Source organism: Sphingomicrobium sp. XHP0239 (genome assembly GCF_039555325.1).
GTDB lineage: Bacteria > Pseudomonadota > Alphaproteobacteria > Sphingomonadales > Sphingomonadaceae > Sphingomicrobium > Sphingomicrobium maritimum.
Genome location: NZ_CP154608.1, coordinates 727,905 through 747,045, shown reverse-complemented (window position 1 = coordinate 747,045; position 19,141 = coordinate 727,905). Strand labels below are relative to the sequence as shown.

The 19,141-nt window shown below is 65.8% G+C and carries 22 protein-coding genes; 15 read left to right on the top strand and 7 right to left on the bottom strand.

The window, feature by feature from the left end; translation table 11 throughout:
• The first annotated feature begins 33 nt into the window (after positions 1 to 33).
• Positions 34 to 1,323 (top strand): amidohydrolase family protein, encoded by a 1,290-nt coding sequence (locus tag WJT74_RS03830; RefSeq protein ID WP_343347064.1) that lies wholly within the window; start codon positions 34 to 36, stop codon positions 1,321 to 1,323.
• Positions 1,324 to 1,468: 145 nt separating this feature from the next.
• Complete coding sequence (locus WJT74_RS03825) at positions 1,469 to 1,906, top strand: FKBP-type peptidyl-prolyl cis-trans isomerase (protein WP_343347062.1); 438 nt, start codon at positions 1,469 to 1,471, stop codon at positions 1,904 to 1,906.
• A 91-nt stretch (positions 1,907 to 1,997) separates the two neighbouring features.
• Here the strand turns inward: WJT74_RS03825 and WJT74_RS03820 are convergent, their stop codons facing one another.
• Complete coding sequence (locus WJT74_RS03820; protein ID WP_343347060.1) at positions 1,998 to 3,602, bottom strand: phosphoenolpyruvate carboxykinase; 1,605 nt, start codon at positions 3,600 to 3,602, stop codon at positions 1,998 to 2,000.
• Positions 3,603 to 3,783: 181 nt separating this feature from the next.
• Here WJT74_RS03820 and WJT74_RS03815 point away from each other — a divergent pair, with 181 nt between their 5' ends.
• The 9 genes from WJT74_RS03815 to WJT74_RS03775 are packed head-to-tail and all read left to right on the top strand — an operon-like array spanning position 3,784 to position 10,341.
• Positions 3,784 to 4,509, top strand: coding sequence for a response regulator transcription factor (locus tag WJT74_RS03815; RefSeq protein WP_343347058.1), 726 nt, complete (start codon positions 3,784 to 3,786; stop codon positions 4,507 to 4,509).
• The gene (locus WJT74_RS03810) at positions 4,506 to 6,092 is read left to right on the top strand and encodes a sensor histidine kinase (RefSeq protein ID WP_343347057.1); all 1,587 of its coding nucleotides are present in this window, start codon (positions 4,506 to 4,508) and stop codon (positions 6,090 to 6,092) included. The genes WJT74_RS03815 and WJT74_RS03810 overlap by 4 nt, the downstream gene beginning before the upstream one ends.
• Positions 6,089 to 6,508, top strand: a complete 420-nt coding sequence (locus WJT74_RS03805; RefSeq protein WP_343347055.1) for an HPr kinase/phosphorylase — start codon at positions 6,089 to 6,091, stop codon at positions 6,506 to 6,508. The genes WJT74_RS03810 and WJT74_RS03805 overlap by 4 nt, the downstream gene beginning before the upstream one ends.
• Entirely contained in the window at positions 6,505 to 7,431 is a 927-nt protein-coding gene (gene rapZ / locus WJT74_RS03800; RefSeq protein WP_343347053.1) for an RNase adapter RapZ, read from the top strand. Before WJT74_RS03805 ends, rapZ begins: the two co-directional genes overlap by 4 nt.
• An 11-nt stretch (positions 7,432 to 7,442) precedes the next feature.
• Complete coding sequence (locus tag WJT74_RS03795) at positions 7,443 to 7,853, top strand: PTS sugar transporter subunit IIA (protein ID WP_343348085.1); 411 nt, start codon at positions 7,443 to 7,445, stop codon at positions 7,851 to 7,853.
• A 2-nt stretch (positions 7,854 to 7,855) separates the two neighbouring features.
• On the top strand, positions 7,856 to 8,134 hold the full coding sequence (locus tag WJT74_RS03790; RefSeq protein WP_343348083.1) for an HPr family phosphocarrier protein: 279 nt from the start codon (positions 7,856 to 7,858) through the stop codon (positions 8,132 to 8,134).
• Positions 8,135 to 8,143: 9 nt separating this feature from the next.
• Positions 8,144 to 8,947, top strand: a complete 804-nt coding sequence (locus WJT74_RS03785; RefSeq protein WP_343347051.1) for a TrmH family RNA methyltransferase — start codon at positions 8,144 to 8,146, stop codon at positions 8,945 to 8,947.
• Between the two features lie 23 nt (positions 8,948 to 8,970).
• Entirely contained in the window at positions 8,971 to 9,888 is a 918-nt protein-coding gene (locus WJT74_RS03780; RefSeq protein ID WP_343347049.1) for an META domain-containing protein, read from the top strand.
• Between the two features lie 24 nt (positions 9,889 to 9,912).
• Positions 9,913 to 10,341 carry a hypothetical protein gene (locus WJT74_RS03775; RefSeq protein WP_343347047.1) on the top strand — a complete coding sequence of 143 codons (429 nt, stop codon included), beginning with the start codon at positions 9,913 to 9,915 and terminating at the stop codon, positions 10,339 to 10,341.
• A 3-nt stretch (positions 10,342 to 10,344) separates the two neighbouring features.
• Here WJT74_RS03775 and rmuC read toward each other — a convergent pair whose 3' ends face one another.
• Entirely contained in the window at positions 10,345 to 11,676 is a 1,332-nt protein-coding gene (gene rmuC, locus WJT74_RS03770) for a DNA recombination protein RmuC (protein ID WP_343347045.1), read from the bottom strand.
• 108 nt (positions 11,677 to 11,784) lie between these two features.
• Between rmuC and WJT74_RS03765 the strand changes: the two genes are divergently transcribed.
• Positions 11,785 to 12,177, top strand: a complete 393-nt coding sequence (locus tag WJT74_RS03765; RefSeq protein ID WP_343347043.1) for a four-helix bundle copper-binding protein — start codon at positions 11,785 to 11,787, stop codon at positions 12,175 to 12,177.
• Between the two features lie 24 nt (positions 12,178 to 12,201).
• On the opposite strand, the gene def is transcribed toward WJT74_RS03765, so the two are convergent.
• Together def and recR are read right to left on the bottom strand one after the other, a co-directional pair.
• A complete protein-coding gene (gene def, locus WJT74_RS03760; protein ID WP_343347041.1) occupies positions 12,202 to 12,744 on the bottom strand; it encodes a peptide deformylase in 543 nt (180 codons plus the stop codon).
• Positions 12,745 to 12,775: 31 nt separating this feature from the next.
• Entirely contained in the window at positions 12,776 to 13,372 is a 597-nt protein-coding gene (recR, locus tag WJT74_RS03755; RefSeq protein ID WP_343347039.1) for a recombination mediator RecR, read from the bottom strand.
• Between the two features lie 48 nt (positions 13,373 to 13,420).
• Here recR and fmt point away from each other — a divergent pair, with 48 nt between their 5' ends.
• Both fmt and truA read left to right on the top strand, forming a co-directional pair.
• Complete coding sequence (fmt, locus tag WJT74_RS03750) at positions 13,421 to 14,326, top strand: methionyl-tRNA formyltransferase (RefSeq protein ID WP_343347037.1); 906 nt, start codon at positions 13,421 to 13,423, stop codon at positions 14,324 to 14,326.
• Complete coding sequence (gene truA, locus WJT74_RS03745) at positions 14,323 to 15,069, top strand: tRNA pseudouridine(38-40) synthase TruA (protein WP_343347035.1); 747 nt, start codon at positions 14,323 to 14,325, stop codon at positions 15,067 to 15,069. The genes fmt and truA overlap by 4 nt, the downstream gene beginning before the upstream one ends.
• Here the strand turns inward: truA and WJT74_RS03740 are convergent.
• Positions 15,054 to 16,286, bottom strand: coding sequence for a pyridoxal-dependent decarboxylase, exosortase A system-associated (locus WJT74_RS03740; protein WP_343347033.1), 1,233 nt, complete (start codon positions 16,284 to 16,286; stop codon positions 15,054 to 15,056). The two genes, truA and WJT74_RS03740, sit on opposite strands and share 16 nt — an antisense overlap.
• Positions 16,283 to 17,731 carry an AMP-binding protein gene (locus WJT74_RS03735; protein ID WP_343347031.1) on the bottom strand — a complete coding sequence of 483 codons (1,449 nt, stop codon included), beginning with the start codon at positions 17,729 to 17,731 and terminating at the stop codon, positions 16,283 to 16,285. The genes WJT74_RS03740 and WJT74_RS03735 overlap by 4 nt, the downstream gene beginning before the upstream one ends.
• A 59-nt stretch (positions 17,732 to 17,790) precedes the next feature.
• On the opposite strand from WJT74_RS03735, the gene WJT74_RS03730 reads away from it, so the two are divergent.
• A complete protein-coding gene (locus WJT74_RS03730; RefSeq protein WP_343347030.1) occupies positions 17,791 to 18,087 on the top strand; it encodes an acyl carrier protein in 297 nt (98 codons plus the stop codon).
• An 84-nt stretch (positions 18,088 to 18,171) separates the two neighbouring features.
• Here WJT74_RS03730 and trxB read toward each other — a convergent pair whose 3' ends face one another.
• Positions 18,172 to 19,140 carry a thioredoxin-disulfide reductase gene (gene trxB / locus WJT74_RS03725; RefSeq protein WP_343347027.1) on the bottom strand — a complete coding sequence of 323 codons (969 nt, stop codon included), beginning with the start codon at positions 19,138 to 19,140 and terminating at the stop codon, positions 18,172 to 18,174.
• Position 19,141: the final 1 nt, after the last annotated feature.

Genomic DNA, 19,141 nt, shown 5'->3' with positions numbered 1-19,141 from the left:
GATCGGATCGATCGGCTTGGAAGGAGAAACCAGATGGACTGGCTGCTGGCAATTGCGTTTCTGTTCTCCGACTCCATACCGACCGACCCGTCGCGGCTGGTCATTCGCGACGCGACCGTCATCGACGGAACCGGCGACGCCCCGCTCACGAACCATTCGATCCTGATCGAAAGGGGCGTGATTACCGCCATCGCGCCCAGCAACGAGCTTTCCCCCCGCTCCGACGACCGCATCGTCGACGCCGCGGGAACCTTCGTCCTCCCCGGGCTGATCGATGGCCATGTCCACGTCACGCCGTGGCGAGATCGCGACGCACAGCTGACCCGATTACTGGAAAGCGGCGTCACCACGCTTCGCGACATGGGTGGCGACGTCCGGATCGCCGCCGATATCCGCGAACGCGTCGCCAAGGGCGCGCTCCTCGCTCCCGATCTCCATTCTTCCGCTACCTTCTTCGGCCCGCTCTTCCTCCAGGATCGACGTATTCAGGTCGCGGGTAGCGGTTTTCCTCCGGGCGAGGCACCGTGGCACAAGATGGTCACCGCCGACACCGATCTCGTCCAGGCCGTCACCGACGCCAGGGCCAGCGGCGCGGTCGGCATCAAGCTCTACTCCGAGATCGACCCCCCGCTGGCCCGCGCGATCGTCGCGGAAGCCCATCGTCAGGGACTGAAAGTGTGGAGTCACGCCACGATCTTTCCGAGCAAGCCCGGCGATGCCGTGGCCGCCGGTGTCGACACGATCGTCCACAACGGCATGCTTTTTCCCGAAACACAGGACGGCCTTCCCGGCGACTATCATACCGGCGTTCGCACCTGGATGGCCGAGCGCGACTTTTCCGCCGTCGCGCCCGACGCCCCCGTCATGTCGGCGTTCTACGAACAAATGGTCGAGCGGGGGACCATCTACGAGCCGACACTGGCCGGATCGGAACGGTTCGCCGCCAGCAATGCGCAGGGCAGCAACTTGTCGGAGATCGACTGGGATGCCATGCGCGATTGGGGCTGCGCTGCGACCGGGGCGGCGCACCGCGCCGGCGTCACCATCAGCGCCGGGACCGACACCGCGGGCGGTGCCAGCGTCCATCGCGAACTCGAACTCCTCGTCGCCTGCGGCCTGTCTCCGATGGACGCGATCGTGGCCGCGACCCGCAATGCGGCGACAAGCATCGGCATCGACGCGACCCACGGCACCATCGATGTCGGCAAACAAGCCGATCTGATCATCCTCGAATCCGACCCCCTCGCGGACATTGCCAGCATCCGTTCTGTCAGGGCCGTCCTGAAAAACGGAAAGCTCGTCCTGACCGCCGACCGGGATTAAGTGTAAGCACTCGGCGAACTGCCCTTTCGCCGCTCCATTTGACGCCGCGCCGCTCGCTTGCGACAATATGGGCAATGCTCCTGTGGCGGAAAACGCGTTTTCGCCTCCGATCAGAGCGATAATTCTCAAAAATCAGAGGCTTTTTATGACTTCAGCCAAACAAGGCGACACCGTGACCATCGACTTCGTGGTCAAGAAGGACGACGGCACCGTCGTCGCGAACACCGAGGAAACCGGCGCGCAGACGATCACGCTCGGCGGCGGCGAAATCTTCCCGCCGATCGAGGAAGCGCTCTCCGGCATGAGCAAAGGCGAACAGACCAGCGTGGACCTCCCGCGCGACAAGGGCTTTGGCGAACGCCGTCCCGAACTGATCGTCGATATTCCGCGCCAGAGCCTGCCCGCCGAGATGGACCCGCAGCCCGGCATGGGACTGCAGGCGCAGGGACCGCAGGGTCAGCCCGTCAATCTCGTCATCGTCGATGTCGGCGATGAAACGGTGAAGGCCGACGGCAACCACCCGCTGGCGGGCGAGGATCTGACCTTCGACCTGACCGTGCGCGAGGTGAAGGCGGCCGCCTGACTTCCCGCGCCATTCCAGGCCGAAAACGAAAGGCCCGGCTCCCCATCAGGGGTTCCGGGCCTTTCTCTCTCCTGACGGGGCAGTCGGTGAACTACACCGTCGCTTTCACCGGACCTGCCTCGCGGACACCCGCGTCGACATGCTCGGCAAACTGGGAAAAATTCTCGTTGAACAGGTCGACCAGCTTGGCGGCCTGCGCGTCATAGGCCTGCTTGTCGGCCCACGTCTCGCGCGGGTCGAGGATCGAACCGTCGACCCCCGGGACCGCGACGGGAACCTTGAACCCGAAATTGGGATCCATGCGGAACTCCGCGTCCTTCAGGCTGCCGTCGAGCGCGGCGTTGAGCAACGCTCGCGTGGCCTTGATCGGCATCCGGCTGCCGACGCCATACTTGCCGCCGGTCCACCCCGTGTTGACCAGCCAGCAATCGACCTGGCCCTCGGCGATCCGCTTCTTCAGAAGATTGCCATAGACGCTGGGATGGCGCGGCATGAACGGCGCACCGAAACAGGTCGAAAAGGTCGCTTCGGGTTCGGTCACGCCGATCTCGGTGCCGGCGACCTTGGCGGTATAACCTGACAGGAAGTGGTACATCGCCTGATCGGGCGTCAGCTTGGCGATCGGGGGCAGCACACCGAACGCATCGGCGGTCAGCATGATGATGTTCTTGGGCGGCGGCCCCAGATTGTTGTCGCTAGTGTTGGGGATATAGTCGATCGGATAGGCGCCGCGGCTGTTCTCCGCGAGGCTGGGATCGTCGAGATCCAGTTCGCGGGTCTCCGGGTCCATCACGACATTCTCGAGGATCGTGCCGAACTTCTTGGTGGTCGCGAAGATTTCGGGCTCGGCCTCTTCCGACAGGCGGATCATCTTGGCGTAGCAACCGCCCTCGAAGTTGAAGACGGCCTCGTCCGACCAGCCATGCTCGTCGTCGCCGATGAGCGTACGCGACGGGTCCGCCGAAAGCGTCGTCTTGCCGGTCCCGGACAGGCCGAAGAACACTGCCGTATCGCCGTCGGGGCCGATATTGGCCGAACAGTGCATCGGCATGATGTTCTTCTCGGGCAGGATGAAATTGAGCAGGCCGAAGACGCTCTTCTTCATCTCTCCGCCATATTCCGTCCCGCCGATGAGGATCAGCTTGTGCTTGAGGCTGACCGCGATGACCGTTTCGCTGCGCGTGCCGTGACGCTCGGGATCGGCGCGGAAACTCGGCAGGTCGATGATGACATATTCGGGATCGAAACCCGGCAGGTCCGATGCCTCGGGCCGGACCAGCATCGTGCGGATGAACAGGTTGTGCCACGCATATTCGTTGACCACGCGGACCCGCACCCGATGCTCGGGCTGCGACCCGCCGTAAAGATCCGCGACGAACAATTCGTCCTTGGTTTCCAGATGCTTCTTGAAGTCTTCGTAGAGCGCGTCGAAATGCGCCTCGCTCATCTCGGCGTTGACCTTGCCGAAATGCACCTCGCCCTCGCTGACCGCGTCGCGGACGATGAACTTGTCCTTGGCGCTGCGCCCGGTGTGCTCGCCCGTCTCGACGACCAGCGGGCCGTTCTTCGCCAGCTTGCCCTCGCCGCGCTGGACCGCGGTCTCGACCAGCGGCGCACTGGTCAGGTTCCAGTGGATCTTGGCGTCGGTTTTCAGTCCCACATGGTCGAGGCCCTTGGTGGGTGTACGGTCGGTCACGAACGAAATTCCTTCAAGCGATGATCGGGCACGGCGAACGGGCACCGCATACGTATGCAGCGACCGATAGACAATGGCGGTTCCACCCGTCAAAGCTGTGAACGCTCACAAAGTGTCTAACCCAGGATAGACACGGCGAACGACTTGTATTTCCGGCATCGTGCGGCCAAGCCTGTGGTCGATGGCCAAGACGATCGCCCTCGTCGACGACGACCGCAATATCCTGACCTCCGTGCAGGTCGCTTTACAGGCGGAAGGGTTCGTCACGCGCGTCTATACCGACGGCCCCAGCGCGCTGCGGGCATTTGCCGACAATCCGCCAGACCTTGGGGTGTTCGACATCAAGATGCCGCAGATGGACGGGCTCGAACTGCTGCGCCACGTCCGCGCCGCCGACCCGCCCGTCGGCTCCATGCCGGTCATCTTCCTCACCTCGAAGGACGACGAACTGGACGAGGCGGAGGGGCTGGCCCAGGGCGCGGACGACTATATCACCAAGCCCTTCTCGCAGCGCCTCCTGATCGCGCGCATTCACGCCATCCTCCGGCGACAGGATCTGGCGGTCGGCAACGGCAACGGCGAGGCGGAGGTGGGCGCGGAAGCCGAGCCGATCGTGCGCGGCCGGCTCGAGATGGATCCCGCGCGGCACAAGGTCGCCTGGGACGGTCGCCCGGTCACGCTGACCGTCACCGAATTCCTCATTCTCGAAAGCCTCGCCCAGCGCCCCGGCGTCGTCAAATCGCGCAACCAGCTGCTCGACGCCGCCTATCACGACGACGTGTTCGTCGACGACCGCACCATCGACAGTCATATCAAGCGTATCCGCCGCAAGTTCCGCGCCGCCGACGAGAGCTTCGACGGCATCGAAACCCTCTACGGCGTGGGCTACCGGTACGGCGAGGAATGAACGCGGAGCGCCCCGTCGACCCGCTCCCCGACGCCCCCGTGCGCGAGGTCGAGGCACCCGCCTTCTGGAAGTACTGGACCCTCGTCCATCGCATCCTGGCCGTGAACATCCTGCCGGTCCTGATCTTCGCGCTGGGGATCGTCTGGCTCGATACCTATCGCAACCAGCTGCGCGACGAGCGCGTCGACCGGCTTGCAAAGGACGCGATGGCGGCAGCACAGGCGGTGATGCAGGTCGACGACGAGGACCGCCCCGGCCTGCTGGCGGCCATGGGACGGGCCGAAGGCGCGCGGCTGCGTATCTACGCTCCCGACGGCGAACGCTCGGTCGACAGCTGGCAGTCCGGCCCCGTCACCTACACGCTCGAGGATCCGGCGACCCAGCCCTGGACGCAAAAGGCCGCGCGCGCCATCGACGGCGGGTTCAACTTCCTCGTCGGCGCCCCCGATATCGAGGATTTTGCCGAGCCCGCGGTCGACCGCGCCGGCGCGTGGCCCGAGATCACGCGCGTCCGCTCGACCGACCGCGTCTGGACCCGCGTTCGCGAGGCCCCCGACCTGACCCCCGTCTTCTCCGCCGCCGCCCCGCTCGGCGACGGCAGCACCCTGCTCGCGACCCTCAACGACCGCGACTATACCGAGACCGTACGGCGCGAGCGCGGTTCGGTCGCGATCCTGCTGGTCGGATCGCTGCTGCTCGGCATCCTCCTGTCGCTCTTTCTGGCCCGCACCATCGCGCGCCCGCTGCGCCGGATCGGTCTGGCCGCGCAGCGCGTGCGCCTCGGTCGCGCGCGCGAGGTGAAGGTCCCCCGCCTCCCCAATCGCTACGACGAGGTCGGCGCCCTCGCCCGCGCCGTCAGCGACATGAGCCGCGCGCTCCAGCAGCGCATCGACATGACCGAAGCCTTCGCCGCCGACGTCAGCCACGAGCTGAAGAACCCCCTCGCCTCGCTCCGTAGCGCGGTCGACAGCCTCGAGAAGATCGACGATCCCCGCGTCCGCGACCGGCTCCTCGACGTCGTGCGCCAGGACGTCATCCGTCTCGACCGCCTCATCAGCGACATCGCAGAGGCCGCACGCACCGATGCCGAACTGACCCGCACCACCATGGAGAAGGTCTCGCTCAACCGCCTCGCCGCCACACTCGTTGAGTCATGGCGCGAACGGCGCGAGCTGGGGGACGCGCGCCTCGCGATCGAAACACGCGGGCGCGGCCCCTTTCTCGTCGCGGGCGAACCCAACCGGCTGGCGCGCGCCATCGACAATCTCATCGACAATGCGGTCAGCTTCTCCCCCGCCCGTGGCCATGTTGACGTCATCCTCGAACGCGAACCCCATGCGGTGCGGCTGATCGTCACCGACCAGGGGCCCGGCGTTCCCCCCGAAGAGCGCGATGCCGTCTTCCACCGCTTTCATTCGCACCGCCCCGACACCAGCGAGTTCGGACGCCATTCGGGCCTCGGCCTCGCCATCGCGCGCGCCATCGTCGAGGGGCATGAGGGCGAGATCGTCCTGTGCGACCGGCCCGACGGGGCCGAAGGCGCCTGCTTCTCGATCCTCCTCCCCGCCTGGCTCGAGGAATGAGCGAGAACGTCCACGCCACCTGCGTCGCGCTGCGGGGTCGGGCCGTGCTCCTGACGGGCGCTTCCGGTGTGGGCAAGTCCGACCTGGCGCTTCGCCTCATCGACCGGGGCTGGTCGTTGGTGTCCGACGACCGGACGCTCCTCGACCAAGAGGATGCCGCACTGGTCGCCACCCCGCCCGCAACGATCGCGGGGCGCATCGAGGTGCGCGGCCTCGGCATCGTCACGCTGCCCCACCTCGCCTCCGCTCCCGTCGCCCTCCTCGTCCGGCTGGGGGAGGAGATCGACCGCCTGCCGCCCGACGACGCCGTCGAGACCGTCGCCGGGGTTGACCTTCCCCTCCTTCGCGTCGATGCCCGCAGTCCTTCGGCTCCCGTCATCGTCGAATGGGCGCTGGAAAGGCTGGAGCGCGAATGACCTCGCCCGATACCATTCCCGATCTGCTGATCGTCACCGGCATGTCCGGGGCAGGCAAGTCGACCGTGCTCGACACGCTCGAGGACTGGGGCTGGGAGATCGTCGACAACCTCCCTCTCGCGCTCATCGGAGACTTCGCCCGCGCCGACGAAACCGACCAGATGCCGCGCGCCATCGGCGTCGATATCCGCAGCCGGGGCTTTTCCCCCGAAGCCCTCTCGGAAAGGCTCGATGCGCTCGACGACATCGACTGCCAGCTGCTGTTTCTCGACTGCTCGTCGTCCGAGCTGGTGCGCCGCTTCGACGAGACGCGGCGCCGCCATCCGCTCGCCACCGACCGCCCGCCCGAGGACGGGGTGTGGCTCGAACGACGGCTCCTCAAGCCCGTCCGGCAACAGGCCGACGCGCTGATCGACACGACCTCGATGAAGCCGGTCGAACTGCGCGAAGAATTGCAGAAACGCTATCGCCACGGCACCGAACGGCCCGTCATCACGGTCGCCAGTTTCGGATTCGCCCGTGGAGTCGCGCGTACCGCCGACCTGACGTTCGACATGCGCTTTCTCGACAATCCGCACTGGGATCCCGAGTTGCGGCCGTTGACGGGGCGTGACGAGCCCGTGAAAACCCACGTTTCCGCCGACCCCGCCTATGGCGAGACGATGGATCAAATTGAAACATTGTTGAAAAGCCTCATTCCGCGCTATTGGGACGCGGGCAAAAACTATCTGACGATTGCCTTCGGCTGCACCGGGGGGCGACATCGATCCGTCGCCGCGGCGGAAGATATGGCAGGACGGCTTGGTGCGATGGGGCACGACGTCTCGATCCGGCACCGCGACCTTACGGCGCGGCCCGACGACCGGCTCGAGAAACGTGGCCCGCGGCGCGAACCGCCCGACACGGCAGAAACGAAGGATTGAGCGGTACTTTCATGATCGGACTGGTTCTGGTGACTCACGGGCGTCTGGCGCCCGAGTTCATTGCGGCGATGGAACACGTGGTGGGTCCGCAGGAGGCCATCGAGGGTCTGTGCATCGGTCCCCACGACGACATTGAAGCCCGCCGCTCCGACATCGCCGACGCCATCGCCCGCGTCGATCAGGGCAAGGGCGTCATCATCCTGACCGACCTTTTCGGCGGCACGCCGTCGAACCTCGCGATCAGCCTGATGGGCGAGACCGAGTGCGTCGAAGTCATCGCGGGGATCAACCTGCCGATGCTCATCCGACTGTCGAGCGCGCGCAAGACGATGGGCGTCCACGATGCCGTCGCCGCCGCGCGCGAGGCGGGGCAGAAATACATCTCCGTCGCCAGCGAAGTGCTGGGCGAGGCAGCCGCGTAGAAATCATGCCCGTCCACCGCAAACTCAGGATCGCCAACCGCCGCGGCCTTCACGCCCGCGCCAGCGCCAAGTTCGTCAACCTCGTCCATGAGATCGGCGACGGCGTGACGGTCGAGGTCGAAAAGGACGGCAACCGCGTGACCGGCCGTTCGATCATGGGCCTGATGATGCTGGGCGCGGCAATGGGCGACTGCATCACGATCCACGTCGAGGGCGATGACGAACAAGCCGCGCTCGACAGGCTTTCGGGGCTCGTCAAAGACCGCTTCTACGAAGACTGAGCCGGGGCCATGCCGCGCGAGATCACGTCCTTCTCCAATACGACCGTCAAGCTCCTGCGCTCCCTGCGCGACAAAAAGGCGCGTCGCGCCGAACGCCTCTTTCTCGCCGAAGGTCTGCGCATCGTCACCGAGGCCCGCGACGAAGGGCGGCTGCCCAGCATCCTCGCCTTTGCCGAGGCCGGCGCGAGCCACCCGCTGGCACAGGAGATCATCGGGCAGGTCGAGGCGGCGGGTGGCGATACCATTCTCACCACCCCCGACATCCTGACCAAGATGAGCGGCAAGTCCAACCCGCAGGCGCTCGTCGCTGCCTACGAACAGCCCGACACCGCGCTGTCGGCGATCGACCGCACCACCAGCGACATCTGGTTCGTCGGACAGAGCCTGCGCGATCCCGGCAATATCGGCACCATCCTGCGCACCGGCGATGCGGTCGGCGCGGGCGGGTTGATCCTGCTCGACGACAGTGCCGATCCCTTTGCCGTCGAAACCGTCCGCGCCTCGATGGGCGCCCTCTTCACCCAGAAACTGGCGCAGGCCGACTGGGGCGACTTCCTCCACTGGCTGCGCAGCGGCGACGGCCAGCTCGTCGGCACCAGTCTCCAGACCGATCACGACTATCGCGACGCGCCCTACACCGCGCCCTGCTTCCTGTTGGTCGGCAACGAGGCGCAGGGACTGCCTGAGGAATATGAGGCCGCGTGCGACCTCCTCGTCCGGATTCCGATGCACGGGCGCGCCGACAGCCTCAATGCGGCGATCGCTGCGGCGGTCACCGCCTACCAGGTCCGATCGGGCTGGCGGAACCGCTGAACCCCGGCGCTCGTTTCGGGTCCATGAAGTATTGTGTCCTCCTCGCCGCCGCGGCGACCGTCGCCGCCTGTACCCAGCCCTACGACGACTATGGCGATCCGTACGGCTATCCCCCCACGCCGCCCCCCACGGGCCAGTATCCGGGCGGGCCGTATCCCGACGATTACGGCAGCGGCGAGCGCTATGGAAACGACGGCTACGATCGCTACGGCGACGGGTCGCAGGTCATGGACCCCTATCGCGCGGTCGGCACCGAACCATTCTGGAGCCTCGACATCAATCCGCGCTCGATGCGCTTCGAGGCGGCCGGGGCGCGTTCGGTCACCGAAAACACGCCGCGCGTTCAGGCAAGCTACGACCGCGACTATTACCGCGGTGACCGGATCGAGGTGAACATCATCCGCCAGCGTTGTTCCGACGGGATGAGCGATCGCATCTATCCCGACCAGGTGCAGGTCCGCGTCGACGGCCGCGAATGGCGGGGCTGCGGTGCTCCCGCCCGCTTCTTCCAGCAGGGTTGGGAAAGCGGCGCGGCACCGGGATACGACCGCTATCGCGACGATCGCTACGGCAGCGGTCGGGGCCAGTACGACCGCTACGGCAATGATGGCTACGGCGCGCAGGGCAGCCTTGCGCGGACCAACTGGCGAGTCACCCGCCTCAACGGTCGACCGGTCCCCGACGAGGGCTTCTACCTCAATTTCCTTCCCGACCGGATGCAGGCGCGTTTCGGCTGCAACAATCTCAACGCCCCCTACCGACAGCAGGGCGAGCGGCTGAGCGTCGATCGCATCGCCTCCACGCGCATGGCCTGCCCCGATATCGCCGCCGAAACGCGCGCCTCCAACATCCTGTCCGTACCGATGCGTGTGCGGCAGAACGGCGACACCCTCACCCTGTCCAACGACCGCGGCACGATCGAAGCCCGCCGCGCCGGCTGATCATCCTCCAAGGAGACCTTGTCCATGACCCGTCTTGCCCTTCTCGCTGTCCTCGCCCTCCCTCTCGCCGCCTGCGCGACGCAACAGCAGCGCGGCTACAGCGACTACGACGACGATTATTACGGCCAGCCCGTCCAGGCGGGGCCCAATACCGACTTCCGCTACGGCGCGCGCGGCGCGAACTGGACGATGACCATCGACCAGAACCGCATGCAGCTCACCACGGACCAGGGTTTCGCCGCCACCGACAACCTCCTCGACTTCACCCCCAACCGCGAGAGCGGCGACATTTATCGGGGCGAGGACATGCTGGTCACGATCATGTACGGCTCGTGCACCATCGGCGCCGGTGGCCAGACCTATCCGCACCAGGTGATGGTGCAACTGGGCGGTCAGACCTTCCGCGGTTGCGGCCAGCCCAGCATCGTCCCGCCGACCGGCAATCGCTACTAAGGGCTAATTGCGCTCGTCGGGGTCGATCGACCCCGACAGCTTCGTGAGCGATCGCGGGTTGGTCTCGATCTGGCCGGCGTCCGGAATGTCCTTCACGCTTCCCGCGCCCAGCTCTTCGAACCGCCGCGCCTGTGTCAGCACCTGGCTTTCCAGGCTTCCGACCATCCTGTTGTAGCTGTCGTTCGCACGCCCGAGGTGATTGCCCATCTTCGCGACGTGATCGGCCATCGTGGCGATCCGTGCGTGCAATTCCTTGCCTAGCGCGGCGATCTGCCCCGCCTCGCTCGCCAGTTTCTCCTGCCGCCACACGCTCGCCACCGTCCGCGCGATCGCGACGAGGTTGGTCGGCGTCGCCAGCAACACCTTGCGATCGAACGCCCAGTCCCACAGCCCCTGGTCCCGCTCCAGCGCGGCGGTCAGGAAATGCTCGCCCGGGATGAACATCACGACATAGTCCGCCGCATCCTCGAACTGCGCCCAATAGCTCTTCGAGCCCAACTGCTGTGCATGGTTGCGGATCGAACCGACATGCGCGTCCAGGTGCCGGTCGCGGACCTCGTCCTCGGTCGCCTCGAAAGCGTCGAGATAGGCATTGAGCGAACATTTCGCGTCGATCACCAGCTTGCGCCCGCCCGGCAGGTTGACGACCACGTCGGGGCGCAGCCGGCCGTCCTCCCCGTCCACCGACACTTCGGTGGCGAAATCGGCGTGTTGGCTCAACCCCGCCTGCTCCAGCACGTTTTCCAGCGTCTTCTCGCCCCAGCGCCCGCGCGTCTTGGGCTGCGCGCGCAGCGCCATGACCAGGTTGCGCGCCTCGTCGCGGACCTCGCCCTGCCCCTGCCGCAGCTCGGTCGTCAGCGATTTCAGCTCGGCATAGGCGCCGACCCGGTCCTTCTCGACCCGATCGATCTTCTCCTGCTGCTCCTTGAGCAGTTTCTGGATCGGGTCGACAAGCGCGTTGAGCTTGGTCTGGCTTTCCTTGTCGGCCTCGGAGAAGCGGTTGTTCGCCTTGTCGAGAAACTCTTTCGACAGCCGTTCCAGCGTCTTGTCGCTCGTCTCGCGGAAAGCATTCTGCAACTCGCCCTTCTGCCGCTCGAAATCGGCGAGCCGCGCGTCGAACGTCGCTTTCTCGGTTCGTAGCGTATCAAGTTCGGCCTGCATCGCCTTGCGGTCTTCGGTCGCGACGCGCCGTTCCTCCGCCACCGCGTCGAGTTGCATGCGCAAGTTCTCAACGGTCGCCTCGGCTTTCCCCGAGCCCTGCTTTCCGAGCAGCCACCCGACGCCTGCGGCGAGCAGCGCGACGATGATGACGATGGCGATGACGAGCGGGTCCACGAACCTTCCCCCAAAACGGAACGAAACGCGAACCTAGCGTGCCGCCTTCCAAGCCTCAAGCGGAACCTTCCGCCCGCCCCCGCGCTCGTTCGCTAAAGAGGAGAGCATATGTCTATTCGCAAGATGATTTCGCTGCACCCCGACGTTCAGGGCCATAACAACGAACCGCTCGGCGACGCCGTCCATCACGCCATGTATTGCGCGAAGATGTGTCTGAGCTGCGCAGACGCCTGCCTCGCCGAAGACATGGACATGTCGCAGTGCGTGCGTTCCTGTTCGGACTGCAGCGACGTCTGCGAGGCGACCGCGCGCCTCGGCGCCCGTCGTTCGGGCACCAACGAAGCGGTCCTGAAGGACATGCTCGAGCTGTGCGCGCGCGTCTGCGATGCCTGCGCCAAGGAATGCGAAGGCCATGACAATCCGCACTGCAAGCTGTGCGCCCAGATCTGCCGCGAAACCGCCGAGGATTGCCGCAAGGCCGCCCAGACGATCAGCGCCTGATCCCTTCCCGAGCGGGGCGCGTGCCTAGGCGGCGACGCGTCCCTGCTTGCGCATCTTGGCAAGCTTCTTCAGCACCATGTCGCGCTTCAGCTTCGACAGATGGTCGATGAACAGCACCCCTTCGAGGTGATCCATCTCGTGCTGCAGGCACACCGCCAGCAGCCCGTCGATCTCCTCGACATGCTCCTTGCCGTCCGCGTCCAGCCACTTCGCCTTGATCCGATCGGGCCGCATGACGTCGGCATATTGTTCGGGAATCGACAGACACCCTTCGGTGTAGGGAATGTCGGTTTCGCTGGTCTCGAGGATCTCGGGATTGATGAAGACCTTCGGATCGCGCACCGGCTCGCCGCCCTCTTCCTCGGGCTCCTGGAGGTCGATGACGAGAATGCGCACCGGCTCGCCGACCTGCACCGCCGCCAGCCCGATGCCGGGTGCGTCGTACATCGTCTCGAACATGTCCGCGATCAGAGTCCGGTGCTCGTCGGTAACCTCTTCGACGGGCTTGGAAATCTGCCGCAGCATCTCGTTGTCGTCGGGCGTTTCGTAGATCTTCAATATGGCCATGCGCGCTATCTAGTCGCGGATCGCTCGCGGTTCAAGAAACGGGGCGCCGCGCGCGCAGCGCCTGCGCCAGCGTTCCCTCGTCCAGATAGTCCAGTTCGCCGCCGACCGGGAGACCGTGCGCGAGCTGCGTGAGCCGGACGGGAAAATTCTCCAGTCGCTCCGCAAGGTAATGCGCGGTCGTCTGCCCCTCCAGCGTCGCGTTCATCGCCAGCACGACCTCGTCGACCCCGCCGCCCGATACCCGTTCGACCAGGCTGTCGATGGCCAGATCCTCCGGCCGCACGCCGTCCAAGGCGCTCAACCGCCCGCCCAGGACGTGAAATCTTCCCGAAAACAGCTTCGACCGGTCGAGCGCCCACAGGTCGGCGACCTCCTCCACCACGCAGATGGCGCTGTCGTCGCGCCGCGGATCGCGACAGATCGCGCACGGATCGCTGGTGTCGACGTTGCCGCACGTCGAACAGGTCGTCAGCGTCTCCGCCACGTCGGACAACGCCTTCAGCAGAGGCTCCAGACTGCTCTCGCGCTTCTTGACGAGGTGCAGCACCGCCCGCCGTGCCGACCGCGGCCCCAGGCCGGGAAGCCGGCTGAGCGCCTGCGTCAACGCATCGAGTTCGGGAGAAGCCATCGGGAAACACATAGGAATGACCGCCCATTTGCGCCATAGGCTGCGGCTATGCGTGTGATCATGATGGGAAGCCCCGATTTCGCCGTGCCGACGCTCGACGCCATCGTCGAGGCGGGGCACGAGGTCGTCGCCGTCTATTGCCAGCCGCCCCGCCCCGCCGGCCGCGGCAAGAAGGATCAACCGACCCCGATCGAGCGGCGCGCCCGCGCTCTCGGTCTCCCGGTCCGTTCCCCGGTCAGCCTTAAGAAATCTTCAGCGCAGGAAGAGTTTGCGGCGCTTGATGCCGATGTCGCGATCGTCGCCGCCTACGGCCTCATCCTCCCCCAGGCCATTCTCGACGCCCCGCGCCTCGGCTGCGTGAACGTCCATGCGTCGCTGCTCCCCCGCTGGCGCGGCGCAGCGCCCGTCCACCGCGCCATCATGGCGGGAGACGAGGCGACGGGCGTTACGCTGATGCAGATGGAAGCGGGCCTCGACACCGGACCGATGCTGGCGAAGCATGAAACGCCAATCGGCGCGAAGAACGCTGCACAACTCACGGAAGAGCTTGCAGAAATGGGCGCTGAGATGGTGGTGAAATGGCTCCGCACACCTGCCGCCTATGTATCCGCCGCACAGTCCGATGACGATGCCACCTACGCTGCCAAGATCGACAAGTCCGAAGCCCGCATCGACTGGTCGCGACCGGCCGCGCAGGTCCAGCGGCACATTCAGGGTCTCGCCCCTTGGCCCGGCGCCTGGACAGAGGCGGACGGGGAGCGGCTCAAACTTCTCGAAGCAGTGTTGGCGGAAGGGTCGGCCGAACCCGGCACCCTTCTTGACGACCGGATGACGATCGCCTGCGGAACCGATGCCGTGCGCATCGAGAAGGCGCAGCGTGCGGGACGCGGCGTGCAAACCGTCGAGGAACTGCTGCGCGGCCACCCCCTGCCCCCCGGGATGCGTCTCGCGTGACCCGGTGGCGACTGACGGTCGAGTATGACGGCACGCCCTTTTCGGGCTGGCAGCGACAGGACGGCGCACCTTCGGTGCAGCAGGCGATCGAGGAAGCGATCACCGCAATGACCGGCGAGCAGGCACGGCTGCACTGCGCGGGACGCACCGATGCGGGCGTTCACGGGCTGGCGATGACGGCACACGTCGATCTCGACAAGCAAATCGAGGGACGACGTTTGCGCGAAGGCCTCAACGCCCATCTGCGCCCCGACCCGGTGGCGATCCTTCGTGCCGAACCGACGGAAGACGATTTCCACGCCCGCTTCAGCTGCGAGGGCCGCGATTACCTCTATCGCATCCTCAATCGCCGTGGACCGCCGACGATTCTCCGCAATCACGTCTGGCACGTGGCTCAGCCGCTCGATGTCGATGCGATGGCGGCGGGCGCTGCGCATCTCGTCGGCCGTCATGACTTCACGACATACCGATCGGCGCACTGCCAATCCGGCAGCCCGGTCAAGACGCTGGACCGGCTCGACGTGTCACGCGAAGGCGATGAAGTGCGTTTCGACGTTTCCGCGCGCAGCTTTCTCCATCACCAAGTCCGTTCGATGGTCGGCACGCTCTCTCTTGTGGGGCGGGGTCAATGGACGCCCGACGATGTTCGCGACGCGCTCGAGGCCAAGGACCGGCAGCGGCTGGGTCTCAACGCGCCTCCCGACGGGCTCTATTTCGTGCGCGCCCGCTATCCTGAGGATTGAGCGAGCAGTTCGGCAGCCTCGGGCTGCGACAGAAAGCCCTGTGGGCTGGCGGAAAGACCATATGCCCCGGCGCAGAAGATCGCGATGATGTCGCCGACTTGCGTCGAGGCGGGCAACGGCACCTGATCGCCAAGCAGATCGAGGGGCGTGCACAGCCGCCCCACCACGTTTATCGGCGTGTCCGCCGCCTCGACGAAGCGCGTGGCGTTCGCGATCGGGTAATTTCGACGCAGGAACTGCCCAAAGTTGCCCGTCGCGGCGAGCATGTGCTGGAGCCCGCCGTCGGTCGCGGCGAACGTCTGCCCACCGCTCTCCTTCAGATCGACGACACGGGTGCAATAGATCCCGGAGTCACCGACCAGCCATCGCCCGAGTTCGATGATGAAATCGGTCTGCGCATATTCAGAATATCTGTCGAGAAGCTCGCTCAATCCCGTTCCGATCGAGGCGAGGTCCAAGGGGATCTCGCCGGCATAATAAGGAATTCCGAACCCTCCCCCCAGATTGACTTCGGCCGGAACGATGCCGTTTTCGCTGACCAGCCGATCGATCAGCTTGAAGGTCGCGGACTGCGCTTCCACGATCGCCTGCGCGGACAGGCTCTGCGACCCGGCATAAATGTGATAGCCGCGAAAGTCGCAGTCCGCTTCGACCAGCCACGTCGCGAGCGCGGCAGCATCACCCGCTTCGATCCCGAACGCGCTGGCGAGCCCGCCCATCTTCATGCCCGCGCCCTTGAGCAGGAAAGGCGGATTGACCCGGACCGCGACACGGGGACGCACCCCGACGCGGCTGGCAACCCCGCACAGCCGCCGCGCTTCGCCCTCGCTCTCGACATGGATCGTGACGCCCGCGCGAAGTGCCGCTTCATGGTCGGCCGCCGTCTTTGCGGGTCCGGCGATCGATTTGGGCAGTGCGAACGGTTCGACCCGCTCGATCTCGCCGCGCGATGCGAGGTCGAAGCCATCGACCCGGGGCGCGATTGCGTTCAGCAACGGCCCGAAGGGATTGGCCTTGACCGCATAATGCAGGCGAATTCGTTCGGGCATGGCGGCGCGGAACGCGGAAACCTTCGCGGCGATCCGATCGGCGTCGTAGAGAAAGAAGGGCGAACGCCCGGCCTTCTCGGCCCAATAGGCCACCGGATGATCGGCGATGCAAAGCGCGCCATTTGACGCGGGCACAAAGCTATCGGGAATGGGGCCCATTGATTTCATCGGGCGAGCCGTTCCAGCGCCTGATGATCGATCTTTCCGTTGGGGTTACGCGGGAGCTGGTCGTGTCGGACGATCCGCTGCGGAGCGAACCAGCTCGGCGCGGCGCGAAACGCGCGGCGGATCGCCTCTTCATCGTTCGTCCCCACCACGTGCAGCACGATCGCAGCGCCGAGGCTCTCGTCGGGTATCGTCGTGACCGCGGCCTCCTCGATCCCTTCGGCCTTCATCGCCACCTGCACGATCTCGTCGGGACTGACGCGGTTTCCGGAGATCTTGATCATCCGGTCGGCGCGCGCCCGAAAGTGGAGCAGGCCGTCGCCATCACGAACGAACCGATCGCCCGACCATACCGCGATCCCCCCGAAGCGGCTGTGCCGCGGCGCGGGACGGAATTTCTCGGCGGTCTTGTCCGGCGCGTTCCAATAGCCCTTCGCCACCAGCGGCCCTGCCTGCACCAACTCGCCCTCCTCGCCCGGATCGCATGCCGCGCCGTCTTCCCGCACGACCATCAGTTCGCAATGAGGGATCGCGGTGCCGACGCTGGTCGGATGCGTATCGGCCAGTTGGGGTGGCAGGCTGGCGGCACGGAACGCTTCGGTGAGGCCGTACATCAGGTGCGCGTCGGCATTGGGGAAAGCGTCGCGAAGCTGCGCCAGCAGGGGCCCCGTCATAGCCCCGCCCGTATTGGTGATCGTGGTCACGCTCTTCCCTTCGCCGGCCGACCAGTCGAGCCGCATTAACTGGTGCCATAGCGGCGGCAGGGCGGCCAGATAGGTGATCGCGTGGCGGGACACCGCCTTCCGTACGTCGTTCGGCAGGAGATAATCGATCGCGGTGACATGCCCACCCCCGCGCCAAGTGGCCAGCAACTGGTTCTGCCCGTAGTCGAAGGCCAACGGCAGGACGGCAAGCGTCCGTGTTTCGGGCGTGATGGCGGTATAGTCCGCGACCGCTTCCGCGCCGAGCATCAGGTTGGCGTGAGTCAGCATCACGCCTTTGGGGTTGCCGGTTGATCCCGACGTATAGAGCAGCGCGGCCAGCGCATCGATGGCGTGGTCCGACGGCGGCATCGGCTCTCCGTCCAAGGTCGCGGGGTCGAGCGTCAACCACCGTGCGTCATCGACGGGTGCCCGCGTCGAGATGACGGTCGCATCGCAATCGTCGATAATCTGCTGTATCTGCGCGGCCTTGAGCGCAGGATTGATCGGCACGTGCACCAGCCCCGCCCGCGCCGCCGCCAGCGGCATCAGGCAGGTCGTCAGCCCCTTGCCATCCCACGTCGCGACCCGCTCACCCGACGCAAACCCCTGTTCGAGCAACCAGCGCGCGATTCGACCGACTGTCGTCTCGAGCGCGGCATAATCGAGCGTGACGCCGCCCACCGTCAGCGCAGGCGCATCGGGTTTGCCGAAGGTCGTCAGGTGATCGAGCGGCGCCACGTCCATGCCCAAAGCCCTAGCGGCAAGCTTGCGCGCGCGCCACGCTTTGCCTAGGGCATCGCGCCATGACGGCCCGACCCGATGCCACGCCCAGCGAAACCGATCGCGACCTCGTCGACCGCAACGTCGACCGATTGCTCGTCGAAGTCGTCGGCCTCGACTCCGAACGAGTCGCTGCATTCGAGGAGAACAGCGAGTTGTTCGGCACCCTGCCCGAATTCGACAGCATGGCCGTCGCCCAGTTCCTGACGGCGCTCGAAGAGCGGCTCGGTGTTTTGATCGAGGACGACGACGTCGAAGCTGAAGATTTCCTCACCTACGGCCGCCTCATCGCCTTCGCGGAGCGGCTGGCGCTGGGGTAACGGTACCCGGCGTCGATGGCGAGGCATTCGAACAAGCGGCGTTCGATAATGTGAGGGCAGCGGTAAGAATACCGCTGCGGATCATTACTCCGCCGCCGCTTTCTGCGCGAACGCCATCTCCGCCAGATACCGCTCCGCATCGAGCGCAGCCATGCAGCCCGTGCCCGCGGCGGTGACCGCCTGGCGGTAATGCTTGTCCATCACGTCGCCGCAGGCGAACACACCTTCGATACTGGTGCGGCTGGTGCCGGGTTCGACCCACAGATAGCCGTCATCGTCGATCTTCAGCTGTTCGGTGAATAATTCGGTCGCGGGGGCATGGCCGATGGCGACGAAGGCACCTTCGCAATCGAGCCGCGTGACCTCGCCCGTCTTGGTCGATTTGACGTCGAGGCCCACGAGCGCCTGCGGTTCGCCGTTCAGAACGAATTCCTCGACCTGATGGTCCCACAGGACCGTGATCTTCTCGCTGGCGAACAAGCGGTCCTGAAGGATCTTCTCCGCGCGCAGTTCGTCGCGGCGGTGGATCAACGTGACATCGTCGGAATGATTGGTGAGATAGAGCGCTTCCTCGACCGCGGTATTGCCGCCGCCGATGACCGCGACCTTCTTGCCGCGATAGAAAAAGCCGTCGCAGGTCGCGCAGGCGCTCGCACCCTTGCCCTTGGCATGTTCCTCGCTCGGCAGCCCCAGCCACTTGGCCTGCGCGCCCGTAGCGATGACAAGCGCGTCGGTCTCGTAGATAGTCCCGCTGTCGCCCTTGAGGACGATGGGACGCTTCGAGACGTCGACCTCGGTGATATGGTCCCACACCGCCTCGGTCCCGACGTTGACCGCCTGCTGCTTCATTTCCTCCATCAGCCAGGGACCCTGGATGACGTCACGAAATCCGGGGTAATTCTCGACATCGGTAGTGGTGGTCAGCTGCCCACCAGGCTGGATCCCCTCGACGACAATGGGCTCGAGCCCTGCGCGAGCGGCATAGATGGCGGCGGTCCAGCCGGCGGGGCCGGACCCGAGGACGAGCAACTTGGTGCGTTTGGTATCGGACATG